Source organism: Paenibacillus sp. VTT E-133291 (genome assembly GCF_002264395.1).
GTDB classification, from domain to species: Bacteria; Bacillota; Bacilli; order Paenibacillales; family Paenibacillaceae; genus Paenibacillus_AQ; species Paenibacillus_AQ nitricinens.
The window spans coordinates 1-13802 of the sequence record NZ_NFVA01000064.1; the positions used below are offsets into that span (position 1 = coordinate 1).

Annotated in this window: 13 protein-coding genes; 7 read left to right on the forward strand and 6 right to left on the reverse strand. The window is 41.1% G+C overall.

The genetic code is table 11. The features are described from left to right. Positions 1 to 182 precede the first annotated feature (182 nt). On the forward strand, positions 183 to 854 hold the full coding sequence (locus CA598_RS21960; protein WP_094869674.1) for an O-methyltransferase: 672 nt from the start codon (positions 183 to 185) through the stop codon (positions 852 to 854). A gap of 69 nt (positions 855 to 923) precedes the next feature. Then, positions 924 to 1469 (forward strand): GNAT family N-acetyltransferase, encoded by a 546-nt coding sequence (locus CA598_RS21965; RefSeq protein ID WP_094877889.1) that lies wholly within the window; start codon positions 924 to 926, stop codon positions 1467 to 1469. Between the two features lie 59 nt (positions 1470 to 1528). On the opposite strand, the gene CA598_RS21970 is transcribed toward CA598_RS21965, so the two are convergent. The 5 genes from CA598_RS21970 to CA598_RS21990 all read right to left on the reverse strand — a co-directional run bounded on the left by CA598_RS21970 (position 1529) and on the right by CA598_RS21990 (position 6947). After that, a complete protein-coding gene (locus CA598_RS21970; protein ID WP_094877890.1) occupies positions 1529 to 3475 on the reverse strand; it encodes an FtsX-like permease family protein in 1947 nt (648 codons plus the stop codon). Then, complete coding sequence (locus tag CA598_RS21975; protein ID WP_094877891.1) at positions 3465 to 4226, reverse strand: ABC transporter ATP-binding protein; 762 nt, start codon at positions 4224 to 4226, stop codon at positions 3465 to 3467. Before CA598_RS21975 ends, CA598_RS21970 begins: the two co-directional genes overlap by 11 nt. Positions 4227 to 4340: 114 nt before the next feature. Then, the gene (locus CA598_RS21980; protein ID WP_094869678.1) at positions 4341 to 5345 is read right to left on the reverse strand and encodes a sensor histidine kinase; all 1005 of its coding nucleotides are present in this window, start codon (positions 5343 to 5345) and stop codon (positions 4341 to 4343) included. Further along, complete coding sequence (locus CA598_RS21985; RefSeq protein ID WP_094877892.1) at positions 5342 to 6031, reverse strand: response regulator transcription factor; 690 nt, start codon at positions 6029 to 6031, stop codon at positions 5342 to 5344. The genes CA598_RS21980 and CA598_RS21985 overlap by 4 nt, the downstream gene beginning before the upstream one ends. A 25-nt stretch (positions 6032 to 6056) precedes the next feature. Continuing rightward, positions 6057 to 6947 (reverse strand): TetR/AcrR family transcriptional regulator, encoded by an 891-nt coding sequence (locus tag CA598_RS21990; protein ID WP_256990593.1) that lies wholly within the window; start codon positions 6945 to 6947, stop codon positions 6057 to 6059. 192 nt (positions 6948 to 7139) lie between these two features. Here CA598_RS21990 and CA598_RS21995 point away from each other — a divergent pair, with 192 nt between their 5' ends. Continuing rightward, positions 7140 to 8663 carry a DHA2 family efflux MFS transporter permease subunit gene (locus CA598_RS21995; RefSeq protein ID WP_094877893.1) on the forward strand — a complete coding sequence of 508 codons (1524 nt, stop codon included), beginning with the start codon at positions 7140 to 7142 and terminating at the stop codon, positions 8661 to 8663. A 68-nt stretch (positions 8664 to 8731) separates the two neighbouring features. Here the strand turns inward: CA598_RS21995 and CA598_RS22000 are convergent, their stop codons facing one another. Continuing rightward, complete coding sequence (locus tag CA598_RS22000) at positions 8732 to 9775, reverse strand: YncE family protein (RefSeq protein WP_094877894.1); 1044 nt, start codon at positions 9773 to 9775, stop codon at positions 8732 to 8734. Between the two features lie 185 nt (positions 9776 to 9960). Here CA598_RS22000 and CA598_RS22005 point away from each other — a divergent pair, with 185 nt between their 5' ends. From CA598_RS22005 to CA598_RS22020, 4 genes are all read left to right on the forward strand, one after another. Continuing rightward, entirely contained in the window at positions 9961 to 10842 is an 882-nt protein-coding gene (locus CA598_RS22005; RefSeq protein WP_179283730.1) for a nucleotidyltransferase domain-containing protein, read from the forward strand. A 78-nt stretch (positions 10843 to 10920) separates the two neighbouring features. Continuing rightward, complete coding sequence (locus CA598_RS22010) at positions 10921 to 11670, forward strand: WecB/TagA/CpsF family glycosyltransferase (RefSeq protein ID WP_094877896.1); 750 nt, start codon at positions 10921 to 10923, stop codon at positions 11668 to 11670. 239 nt (positions 11671 to 11909) lie between these two features. Then, complete coding sequence (locus CA598_RS22015) at positions 11910 to 12587, forward strand: helix-turn-helix transcriptional regulator (protein WP_094877897.1); 678 nt, start codon at positions 11910 to 11912, stop codon at positions 12585 to 12587. A 36-nt stretch (positions 12588 to 12623) separates the two neighbouring features. After that, complete coding sequence (locus CA598_RS22020) at positions 12624 to 13796, forward strand: MalY/PatB family protein (protein WP_094877898.1); 1173 nt, start codon at positions 12624 to 12626, stop codon at positions 13794 to 13796. The last annotated feature ends 6 nt before the right edge of the window (positions 13797 to 13802 follow it).

Below are 13802 nucleotides of genomic sequence, written 5' to 3' on the forward strand. Positions count from 1 at the left end.
AAAGCTTTCCGTAGGAAAGCTCACTTCGTAAGCATAAGCTCTACGGATTTCAACCACGAATAGTGGTTTTAATCGAAGAAATCTGGAGACAACAGCGGCCGGAAGTCCAAACACTCCTCGTAGTTACGACCGATCCCTAATTGTGGAAATGAAAATTTTATTTCAAAGGAGAAGTGATAAATATGAATCAAACGAATACATGGGATAAAGTCGATCAGTACATTACAGAGCGGCTAATTCCGCAGGACTCTGTGCTGGAGGAAGTATTGACCGCTAATCAATTGGCAGGGCTGCCGCCCTTTGATGTCTCACCTAGTCAGGGCAAATTCCTTAACCTATTGGTTCAAATGAAAGGGGCACGCCGGATTCTGGAGATTGGCACTTTGGGTGGGTACAGCACAATTTGGATGGCAAGGGCGCTCCCGTCTGACGGACATATCGTTACTTTGGAGCTAGATCCGTCGCATGCTCAGGTGGCTGGGGCTAATTTCTCGCTTGCTGGGGTGGACGATGTGATAGAACTGCGTATAGGAGATGCGTTGGGGCAATTGTCTCAGATGAAGCAAGAGGGTGTGGAACCCTTTGACTTTATATTCATTGATGCCGATAAACCCAACAACCCTAACTATTTACAATGGGCGCTTCAATTTTCCCGGCCCGGTACGGTGATTATAGGCGATAATGTGATCCGTGAAGGTGAGGTCATTAACAAGAATAGTAAAGATCCTCGTGTTGTAGGCGTTCGCGAATTTTATGATCTGTTGGCTAAAGAGCCTAGGATTTCGGCTACTGCCCTTCAAACGGTGGGGAGTAAAGGGTATGACGGATTCGTATTAGGGATTGTGAATAGCTAAGTTATGTATTGCAATATCCAACAATTGTAATATAATCTATGGAAAATCTAATAGTGAGAGGTACTTTCTATGCAACCTATATTTGAAACACAAAGGTTAACGCTAAGACCGTTTCAATCTACAGATGCAAGTAAAGTGCAAGACCTTGCTGGGGATATAGAAGTAGCTAGAACAACCCTGTCTATTCCCCATCCCTATCCGGATGGAGCGGCTGAATCTTGGATTAGTGCCTGTAGGAGGAGTGCAGCCGAAGGGGATGGGTTTCCATTTGCTTTAATTAGTAGAGAGAGTAATGCCTTACTAGGCTGTATGAGTCTAAATATAGACAAATCGCATAAAAGAGGGGAACTTGCCTATTGGGTAGGCAAACCTTTTTGGGGGAATGGTTATGCGACTGAAGCGGCTAAGAAGCTGATTGATTTCGGATTTGAAGACCTGTCATTAAATAAAATATGGGCAGCGGCAATGACTAGAAATCCAGCTTCCTCTAACGTTATGAAAAAAGCTGGAATGAGATTTGAAGGGGAATTTAAACGGCATATTTTAAAATGGGATAAATTCGAGGATATAGTCTTCTACGGGTTAACTAGAATTGAATATGAAGATAGGAGATAAGTGGTATGATAACAACAAGGGGTTCCTAAGCCATGCTGGCTTGTGGAACCCCTCCTTTTTTAAAGTGACTCTTTAATCACCTTTTTATAGTAGAAAACAGACAGCACTGCAAAGATCGAATACAAAGCCGTGTATAAGAGCATTACCAGAATCATCGGTGTCCAAAGCTCAGTGCCGAAGAAGAACCAGCCTGACTTGACGGCAAAGTAGCTGTGAAGCAGGCCTATAACTAATGGAATCCCGAAATTGAACAATTGTTTCATCTGAATCCCTCTAAGCAAATCACCCTGCGTGAATCCAAGCTTTCTTAGGATCGTATAGTTAGGCTTTTCGTTCTCACTCTCATCCATTTGTTTGAAATAAAGAATACATCCGGAGGTAATTAGGAACGTTAGCCCCAGAAAAGCAACGATAAACATGATCAGTCCCATAGTTTCCTTTTGATTTTTTTTCGTCTCCAGTTGAGAGTCATGCCGGTTGTCTTTTTCAAATTTCATGTTCTGAAAAAGATCATTCGCCTGCTCAACGCTTGACCGATCTTTCATATCGATTCCGATATTAAGAGAGGACTTTCTTTGAAGGGCTGGATCTAGATCGTTTTGTAAGCGTTCGAAGATCGTTTCGTCTACAATAGCAACGGGTAAGCCGCCACCTGTGAAAGATAATAAAATAGGTGCATCCATATTTATTTTTTCATAAGCTTGTGGAATAACCTCATGCAATCCCTTCAATTCAATGGGGCCTTTGTCTTTCATAGCAATCATATTATCCAGTGCACTACTTGTCTTTGTAAAATAGGTCTCATCCGGCGATACATCGATACCTTCAAGTGCCTTTTCACTAATCACAGGAAGGGTCATGATATCAGAGATTATACTAGAGTCCTTTGTATTTTCACCCAGAATCTTCTTCACATTTACATCTACCTGAATGACCTCGGTCTTTTTTTCTGTAAACACTAAGTTCTTCGCAGTTAATACCTCTTTAAATCGTTCGGCTTCATGGATATCGGTAAGAATAAAATCTGACGGAACGTACAGCTTTGCATTTTTCTCAGTAGAGTAGAATGAGATGTAGCTCAAGGATAATAGACCTATTGCTAGTGCCGACACCGTTGTAATGACGGTCAGTAATACGGCGTTTGACTTCATTCGGAACATAATGGAGGAGAGAGACAATACCTCTTTAATGTTCAGATACCCATTTTTCTGTTTACGAATGAGATGAAAGATAAAGCTTACGGAGCCTTTATAGAAAAGATAAGTCCCAATGATAACCGAAGCCAGAATAGTAATCATGGCTATAGATAGCTCAGTCATTGATGTTAAATCTCCACTAAATAATCGAGATGAAATCGAATAGCCAAGTATAATGAATCCAATACCAGCGATCCCGATGATCATTTCGAAGAAGGACAGCTTTTTCACGGTACCTTCTGTGGTTGAGGTCACTCGGAATAAGGACAAAATGCTTTGTCTTTTAATAAAGCTATAGTTCATCAGCATGATTAAGAGATAGATTATAAAAAATACAATCAGCGTTTGGACTAAAGCCAGATTAGAGAAACGAAGGGAAGCAATCGCATCGACCCCAATCGTTTTAAAGAGAATCATTAGAATTAACTTTGAAACAGAAAAACCTACGGCGATTCCTAGAATTAAAGAACCGAAATACAGGATAAAGTTCTCTGCCGAAAGAATCCGGAATATTTTACCTTTGGTCATTCCAATTAACTGGAACAAGCCAATTTCCTTGCCCCGGCGTTTGATGAAGATGGTATTAGCATATAACAGGAAAATGGATACAATCCCGACCAGTAAGACCGAGGCAGCCTTAATTGCTGCGCCCCCTTTGACCGAGCCTTCTACCGCATCCATCGAGGGATCATATTGCAACGTAACAAAGGCGAAATATAAGGCCACGCTAAAGACGAGAGCAAACACATACAGGTAGTAATTTCTGATGTTTTTTCGCAGATTTCGCAGCATCAATACATTAATGCTCATTCTGCACACCACCTAATACACCTTGTGTTTTTATGATGTCGTTGAAGAAGACTTGTCTGGATTGTTCCCCTTTATTTAATTGCGTATAGATCGTACCATCCTTTATAAAAATAACTCTACTGCAATAGCTAGCTGCCACTGGATCATGGGTAACCATAACGATCGTTGCTTTTCGTCTTTGATTTAGTTCACTTAGCTTGTTTAACAAATCAGAAGCAGATTTAGAATCCAAGGCCCCTGTAGGTTCGTCAGCAAAAATGATACTCGGCTCATGAATGAAGGCCCGAGCTGCAGAGGTACGCTGTTTTTGCCCCCCAGAGATTTCATTCGGGTACTTATTTTTTAATTCTAAAATCCCCAGCTCCCTCGCGACGTTTTCGAATTTCTCATTGGCAATTTTCTTAGGGGTGTTGGTAATGGATAGAGGTAACAGGATGTTCTCCTTCACAGTCAGCGTATCCAAGAGATTGTATTCTTGAAAAATAAATCCTAAATGATTTTTCCGAAACTCAGCTAATTGCTTTTCTTTCATAGTAGAAATTTCATTACCTTCGATGGTAATTGATCCATTGCTGATCTTATCTATAGAGGAGAGAACGTTAAGCAGGGTGGTTTTTCCTGAACCGGAAGATCCCATAATGCCAACAAATTCTCCTTCTTCAATAGAAATATCCAGTCCGCTCAACACGGATTGTTTGTTTAATTTGTTTCCGTAGCTTTTATGAATTTTAGTGGCTTCTAGAATTGCCATATTGATTCACTCCCTTTTTATACTCGTTCTTTTTGTATAGCCTTATTATAAAAGGCTTTGCCGTTCTTATCCTTCGATTGCCCGAACAAAATAAAAAAGCATGTGACATTGTTGTCACACGCTTGAGAGCTTCACGAATTCATTTTTAAGGGGAAAGGTTAAAGTGAACGTCGTCCCTGATCCGAGCCTCGACTCAACTCCGATGATGATCAACAAGGATTGTGCTGCTTTTTTGGCTAAATATAAGCCCATACCTGTGGCGGCATTGTCGCGATGCACGGTGGTGGAAGTAAATCCTCTATCAAATATTCGAGGCAAATCCTTTGGATCTATCCCGCGCCCACCATCCTTCACCTCAAGAACGATATGCTCAGCTTGCTGATAGCTACTCACTGTAATATCTGAAGCCTCACTATATTTCACGGCGTTGGTTAGTAGTTGTCGGATAATAAAAGCCAGCCATTTGGCATCACTAAGCACTTCAGCTACTTCCAAGTTCAGTTCAAAGCCGAGTCCCTTCTGAATACACCAGGATTGCAACGTCTTAATCTCCCCGAAAATAAGCGTTTCTAAATCGATATGTTCTATATACAAATCATTCTCAATAAAGGGAATCCGCCTTTGATGGAGCTGCTGGTCCAGTAAGAGATGTATTCGCAGCCATTCATAGGTCAGATTTTTCTTCATTCCGTCATCTTCCATACGTTCAATCATTAGGTGCATCGCGGTCAAAGGGGTCTTCACCTCATGAATCCACGACAAAAGCTCGTCTTTCTCCTGCTCTAGCGTCATTTGATTATGTGAAGCAGTCTGTTTCAACCATCTGGCTTGATTGGTGATGCTCTCTTCAATCATTTTCTCAAATGGACTTTCGGGGGAGGCGATACTGGTTAAATCCAGATCATCCTCTCGCTCCGCCAAGCTTTTATAGAATCTGGTTTCCCTGGGATAGCGAAGGATTAAGAACATTACGAACAAAAACATCGACAAGGAGACCAGATAGAGGACCGAAGAGAATGGAATCGACGGGTCCATATAGGTGACAAAGAGTATAAACAGGTTGGTAAAGAGAACAAGGAGGATCCAGCTGCTTCTTTCCAAGAGATATTTCTTAATCATAGGGTTTCCTCTTCGATGGCCATATACCCTTGTCCCACTTTCGTTTCAATGAAATTACCTAATTCAAGCTCATCCAGCTTCTTGCGCAGCCGATTTACGTTGACGGTAAGGGTGTTGTCACTAATAAAACGTTTATCATCCCACAAGCTATTGATTAATTCCTCGCGGGTGACGATTTTATTCTTTTTTTCAATAAGTAGTTTTAATATATAAATCTCGTTTTTCGTAAGCTCAATCGATCCCATTTCATTCGTCAACAGATTTCTCTCATAATCCACGGTTGCTCCGCACCATGTTTTGAGTTCAATGTTCTCTGTGTTGTAATTGTAGACGCGTCGAAGAATCGCTTGTACTTTGGCAATGAGTACATCGAAATGGAAGGGCTTTTGAATATAGTCATCGGCTCCAAGCTGCATGGACATCACCATATCCGTAGGATGATCGCGTGACGATAAGAAGATAATCGGAAGGTTGGAGTGAGAGCGAATCATTCGACACCAATGAAAGCCATCAAATTTAGGTAATTGGATATCGATGATGACTAAATCAGGTTTGATCTCTATAAATTCCTGCGTGACATTGCTGAAATCTTGAATGCCATACACATCGTAAGACCACTGGGTAAGTCGCTCCTTGATCTCATTAAACAGCGTTGTATCATCTTCTATTAATAATAGCTTGAACACATCTTCACCACACTTTTAGTTAGCTTTACAGCATTTTGGATAATACATCCTGATAATGCTTGAACTCTTTGGCTTCATTTAGATTAGGGCATGTTCTTAAGGATAGCAGAGCGCTTTCGATTAAGAACGCTCTCGGTTCCTTATTATTCATGATTTCTTCTTGGATAAAGTACAACAGCTTTAGATAATTAGTGCGGTTCGTATCACCTGGCGCGAAGGATCTCTCTATTATTTTCTTCAGGCTGATTGTCGCAAAGGATAGATCATTATTGAAAAAATCACTGTATTCCGCTGCGGGCAATAACTTGTCCACATGTTCTGGTGAGATGAGTTGAATGCCCATGTCACTTACTTCTTCAACAACCTTTTGGATAAGAGTAGTGCAATAATCAATGATTTGTTTAGAGGTGATGACTTCATTCATAGCACTGTTGATTTGCAGCATATTCTGCAGAATCCCGTTAAAAATAATGGCTCCATCCAGTAAATAAGGTTTTTTATCCGCAGGAAAAATATGAAGAAAACGTTCATATACCCAAGTGAGCAGGTTGAACTTCGTTTTTTTGATAAATGTAATTAAGTCTGGATCATTGGAGACTAAAGCATCTTCAACGAGCTGTAATAATCTATTTTTTTTATTGATTTTCATGACCAGCTGAACCTGCTCGGCAAATATCTTAATGTCAGAGGGGTCTTGACCAATGAGCATTGAATTTCGCCCTTCTTCAAGCTGAATGTGAATAGATGTGAATACAGCCTTGAAAAGATCCCCTTTGGAAGGAAAATAGTTATAAAAAGACCCTTTGGAGATCCGGCTATGATTCAAAATATCCTGAATGGAAGTGGCGTGGTACCCTTTTTCAATAAATAATTCATGTGCCTTATGAATCACTTGCTCTTTTCGTTTATTAATCATCTGAGATGCCCCTTTAAGCTGGACTCTTTGTTCCAATATAGACTAGCTTATATTTCCTCTTATTACAATTTCAATTTTAAATGAATTTTGTCTTGCCAAGCAGTAAATAAGGGAGTAATATATTCTACACTGGTTTGTAACTAGAGTTCAAATTTGAACCAATAGTATGATTATAGAATGGAGGATTCCAAAATGAAAGCAAAAGAAAATAAAGCGTCCTACGGGATATTGGCAATCCTTATGATTGGTGCATTTGTTGCTTTACTGAGTAATACCCTACTCAATATAGCTTTACCATCGATTATGAAGGATTTTGATGTCAGTGCCTCAACAGTGCAATGGCTATCTACAGGTTATATGCTCGTGAACGGGATCATGATTCCCTCGACAGCATTTTTGATTCAAAAGTATACCGCGAGACGGTTGTTCCTAATCGCCATTGGATTATTTGCGATAGGAACCTTTATCGGAGGGTTCGCACCTAGTTTCCCTGTGTTATTGATCGCCAGAATGGTTCAGGCTTCCGGGGCTGCAATCATGATGCCATTATTAATGAACGTATTGTTCACTACCTTTCCGCCTGAGAAACGTGGTTCAGCTATGGGGATGTTCGGGTTGGTTATGATTTTTGCACCAGCGATCGGACCTACATTATCTGGATGGATTATTCAGCACTATGAATGGCCTGTTCTATTCTTTATGATTGCCCCAATCGCTGTATTGGTGTTCATTCTGGCCTTCTTTAAATTACATGATCCTAAAAAAGATGTGGCGATTAAGATCGATTTCCTATCTGTGCTTTTATCCGCAATTGGTTTCGGGGGTCTTCTATATGGCTTCAGTTCCGCTGGGAATAAAGGATGGGATGATCCAATGGTCTACTCCGCTCTTATTATCGGGGCGATTGGATTAGTAATATTCATTATGCGCCAATTGAAGATGAAGGAGCCTATGCTGAATTTCAGAGTGTACAAATACCCGATGTTTGCGTTATCCTCAGCGATTTCGATTACGCTTAATATGGCAATGTTCTCGGCGATGATGCTGATGCCGATCTACCTGCAAAATATTAGAGGGATTTCACCACTCGATTCAGGACTTCTAATGTTGCCTGGTGCGTTAATTATGGGTGTTATGTCACCAATCACAGGTAAATTGTTCGATAAATTCGGAGGTAAAGTATTAGCACTAGTCGGTCTAGCAATCGTAGTGATTAGTACGTATTTCTTTAGTGATTTGACTGAAATGACTAAATATTCTACACTCATGATTCTATATTCTGTAAGAATGTTCGGGATCTCTATGGTGATGATGCCAGTGATGACTAATGGACTAAATTCTATTCCAGCCAAATATACGCCGCATGGTACAGCGATGAACAGTACGATTCAGCAAGTATCAGGAGCGATTGGTGGGGCACTGCTCGTAACTATTATGTCTAACAGTACCACTTCACATGTGAAGGATATGGTCGCTGATGCTGTAAGTAAATTAACGACTAAACCTTCGGCAGACCAATTGCTTGGTATACAAAATCAAGTTATTGCGAAAGCTACTATTGAAGGAATTAACGATGCATTTTTAGTCTCTGTAGGCGTAGCGATTATTGCATTTATTCTAGCCTTCTTTATTAAAAGAGGCATTCAGCCTAAGGAAACAGCAGAAGAGAAAGTGACTGCGAAGCCAGTAGCTGCCAAGCAGGTTACAACGCATTAATCTATATTCAAAAAGGCGCTCACCTTATAGGTGATGCGCCTTTTTTTGCAAATATAAGAAAGTGTAGATTATTTATAATGATGGGTTAATCTTGGACCATCCTGAATGACTGTGATGGAATTATCGTTCGCGACATATAACCTATTTGTTAGTGGATTCAGGACAATATTTACGCCTGTTACGGAGGGGAATACCGCAATTCTTTTAAACGTGCTGGCGTTATAAACAGACATTCTGTTCTTATTGAAATTACTGACAAATAAGTGATTTGTAATCGGGTTGATGAATGTGCTGGAGGAGGAGGATAACACTCTAGTTGTGATCACCTTATTGGTATTTCCATTAAGCACAAAAAGCTTCCCTTGTTTAACCTGTTGAGCGCTAGACACGTAAACGCGATTGGTAAGCGGATTAAGGATGACCTCACTTTGTAACCTTCCAAGCTGTACATTCTTGAGGAGCTTGTTGGTTCGGCCATTGATCACGGAAAGAAAGCGGCTTAAGTTATTCGCTACATAAATACGGTTCGTAATCGGATTTAATGCTGGTATGGTAATGGGGTTCTTGCCAACCTTTATAGTTGCTATCACGGTTTGTGTACTGCCGTTGATGACAGATACGGAGTTGTTTATCGTATTCGTTACATAAATGCGATTGGTACGTTTATTGATGACGATAGCGGAAGGACGGCCGCCGATGTGGATAGTGGTTCGAATACAGTTCGATCTGCCATCGATCACAGTTACGATGCCAGAGGCACTCGACACATAAATCAGGTTCGTACGAACATTAACGTTAACACTATCAGGGTTTCTGCCTACTTGGAGGGTCTTGATTACACGGTTTGTCCGTCCGCTAATTACAGATACCGTCCCATCGCGGAAGTTGGTGACGTACACACGGTTTGTTCTTGGATTGATGGCTAGCTTGAGCGGAAATCTGCCTACTTGTATGGTTGCAATGATCCGATTGGTCAGGGTGCTTAATACACCAACAGATCCGGCTGTAGTGTTAGGATTTACGAAGTATACCCGATTGGTGATGGGATTTACCTCAATATCTCCGACAGGTACAGATGTAGGAACTGTGGTTATGATGGTGGGTAACGCCATGATATAACCCCCTCTTCAAATGACTAGATGATTCATTATATTTGGGCAAGGGCAAAAGGGTACTACATATATCGTTGCAAGATGTAACTCCGGGGTGTAGAATAATTTTCCTATATACATTTGAAATAGTGTGTAAGCGCTATATTTTAAAGGGAAATGAGATGCACTGGAGGTTGGAGGATAAGATGATGAAATCAGTGTTGTCGGATATTTTACTAACACCTGATAAGTTACAACTTCATAGCGAATTACTTGAGGAGATTGGAAAATACATTACGCAAGAGATCCTAAATCATCCGTTATTGCAAGAAGTTCGTCAGAGGGTAAGCATTATCCTTGATGGATCGACCGCACTAGGGGTGGTAGATGGGCAGTCGGATGTAGATATAATCATTATTTGTGAGGATGAGTCTTACAACCGTATTAATCATCGGTTCGAGGAAGCAGGCCTGATTCCGGAGCATAGTAGTTTTTTTATGGATTTAAGGCTTCCGTGTGGGAAGACAGGGCATTATACACTCCATAAAATATCTGATATCAAAGAAGCTTTAATGAGCGGGGATATGAAATGGCTGTGGAATGCATCAGTGTCCTATATTTACTACGATCTGCTGGATCTGAACTCACTTTTTCATTCCTATGTTCCACTCCAACCTGAAGTGCTAATGAAATTTCGTAAGAATTCATACATACAGCTAAGAAGCTATGCCAGAAGTCTAGATAATCCTGTAGTTCGTGGCGACGCCTTTCCCATCATGTTCTTAGCGGTTTCCCTTTATAAAGAGGCTTTACGCTGTGCAATCACTATTGAAGGTTATCCGTATCCCTATGACAAATGGCTTGTTCCCGTAGCGCAGCAAACGGCCGTGGGACAAAGAATTTTAGAATGTGCAGGAGATTTTTGGAGTTATCTAAGAGAGGATGGATCCTTTGCTCCGATGTATCAGGAGGACAATAATTTTGTCAAAATGGAAAAACTATTTCGAAAGATACTTTTGGAGGAATTCCGCCTGAGAGGGATCGATGAACCTTGGTTAATAGAGTGGTGGAAATTTTCGGATGAATAAACGGAGTAATGAGGGTGACTATGCTTATGGATTACGGTAAGGTATACTGGAATGAACTTTTCAGTAAGAGGTGATTAAATGGCTGGGACAGTCTCTATATTAGGCGTTCCTTTTTCAAAATTAACACTACACGAGACAACACTTCATCTAACAAAACATATTCAAGCCGGAGAACCAAAGCTATTTCATTTGATTACGGCAAACCCGGAAATTACGATAACAAGTCAATCGGACGAGCTGCTTCGAACCATACTCCATGAGGCAGATCTGATTACTCCTGATGGGATTGGCATTGTGCTGGCATCGAAAAGAAAAGGTGACCCTATAACTGAACGAGTTACGGGGTATGAACTACTTCTTGAACTGCTCGCACAAGGGAATAAGCTGGGCTGGAGCTTTTATTTCTTAGGCACGGATGAGTATACCAGCTGTAAAGCGGTTGAAAAGATTACAGAGCTATATCCGAATGTGAAAATTGCCGGAAGACATAATGGTTTTATTACTAAAGAAGAGGAACCGGCCATTGTGGCAGAGATTCAGCACGCACAGCCAGATTTCCTGATTGTCGCGATGGGGGCTCCATACTCTGACAAGTGGGTTTATAAGCATAAACAGGCGCTTTCTCAGGTTAAGGTTGTTTTTGGTGTCGGGGGAAGCTTGGATGTTATAGCGGGAAAAGTGACTCCAGCCCCTGCGATATGGAAGAAACTCAATTTGGAGTGGTTGCATCGGCTGTTATTTTCCCCTGTAGCCAAAGGACAAAAGTCGCGCTGGCGCAGACAAGCCGTTCTTCCTAAATTCGTGTATCGAGCAATGATAAGGAAATGAGGTATAGCAGTAAATAGATAGTCTTTCACGATTTCTGCAATTTGTAGAAGTAGTGAAGGACTTTTTTTTTGGTCGCTTACAGGAAATATGCCCTAAGTATTTAAGGGAGAATATCGACTGATGAAATTCCAATATATTCTTGATTGCTTTTTTAAGAATGTTGTAATAAAATATTATCAAGATAATAAATTATTATCAAAAATAAATTAGACGCAAAACGAAAGGAGTGAAATGCTCACATGATAGAAGATCGCAGCTGTCTAGAGTCCTATTTTCCAATCGCTTCTTTTATTGCTTCAATTATAGGTTCAAAATGTGAGGTTGTTATTCATGATATAAGCAATCCAGAGCGTTCAATTATTTTTATTGAGAACGGATACATTAGTGGGCGTAAAGTAGGAGATAGTTCAACAGATCTCGTGCTTAAGCTGTTGAAAGATGAGTCCTACCGTGAGCAACCGTTTATTGCTAACTATAAAGCGCGTGGTTCGCAAGGTCAGGTATTTCGCTCCGCTACTTATTATATTAAAAACAGCAGCAGCGAATTGGTCGGTATGATGTGTATTAACATTGATGTCACACATATGGAGGTTGCAGCTGAGTGGATACAAAACATTTTGCAAGGAGGATCAACACTTCCACCAGTACCGTTAATACCACAACAAGAGGTTGTAGAGAAGCAGACGGAAGAGTATTTACAAGGAAACGTAGATGACCTACTCCAGCACATGATTGATTCGGTGCTCGGTAAAATTAATGTTCCGGCAGAGCGATTGTCCTCGAAAGAGAAGATTGAACTTGTGAAAGTACTTAACGAGCAGGGCGTGTTTCTACTTAAAGGTGGAGTTTCTCAAGTCGCTAAGACCTTGATGATATCTGAGCCAACCGTTTATCGTTATTTGCAAAAAATTAAGTGAGAATAAACAGAACTCTCAAGAGAGGAAGTGGGCTAGATGACAATAGACTTTGATAAGGTTGTTAGCCGATATGGGACCAATTGCGCGAAATGGGATGGTATGGCGCAAGTTTTGGGCAGAGAAATGATAGCGCTTTCTGTTGCGGATATGGATCTTCAAGCCCCTCCACAGGTGATAGAGCGAGTAACGGAGATGGCGAAGCATGGCATATATGGATATACCGATCCTTTTCCACCTTATTATGAGGCAGTTCAGGGATGGATTAAAAAAGCTTACGATTGGGAGGTTCCGCAAGAATGGATCGTGTTTTGCCCTCGTATTGTGCAAGCGGTTTCTCTGATCATTCAGAACTTCACTCAACCCGGTGATCAAGTGTTAATCCATACGCCAGCCTATCAGCCGGTTGCTAAATCAGTAGAGCTAAATAACCGCGTATTAGTGGAAAGTCCACTTCGTGAAGTGAACGGGCGTTATGAGATCGATTTTGCTGATATGGAGTTGCGGATGCAAGCAGGGGTTAAAATTGTACTGCTCATCTCACCGCATAATCCGGTTGGACGGGTATGGACACGAGCTGAACTAGAACGAATCGTTAGCTTGTGTACAAAGTATGATGCTTATATTGTATCGGATGATATTCATGCCGATTTTATCCATGAAGGTCATGGGCATACGATAATCGGGAAGATATCGACCGAGGCTGAGCAGCGATCCTTTATCTGTACTTCCCCAGGGAAGACCTTCAATCTTGCAAGCCTTGAAATTGCTAACATCGTGATTCCGAATGATCAGTTGCGGGAGAAATTCAGACGTTGTTTACAGCAAGCAGGCTGTCATAACCCCACCTTTTTTGCAGTACCTGCATTAGAAGTGGCTTATACGGAATGCGATGAATGGCTGGAAGAATTACGAGGATATATCACAGCCAATATCGCTTGGGTGAAAGCGTATATAGCTGAATCTATGCCTGAACTTCGTGTGATCGAGTCAGAAGGAACCTATCTGTTATGGGTGGATTGTAGGGCAATCAGTACCAACGAAGCAGAGCTAAAGCAGTGGATCGAGTCGGATGCGAAGGTTAGCGTGAGCTTTGGGACAGGTTTTGGGACATCAGGTGAAGGCTTCATTCGCTTAAATATTGCGACGCCACGGCCCTTGTTGCAGGAAGCTTTTGAACGGCTGAATCGAGCTTATCCATTAAAAAAGTAAAAATAG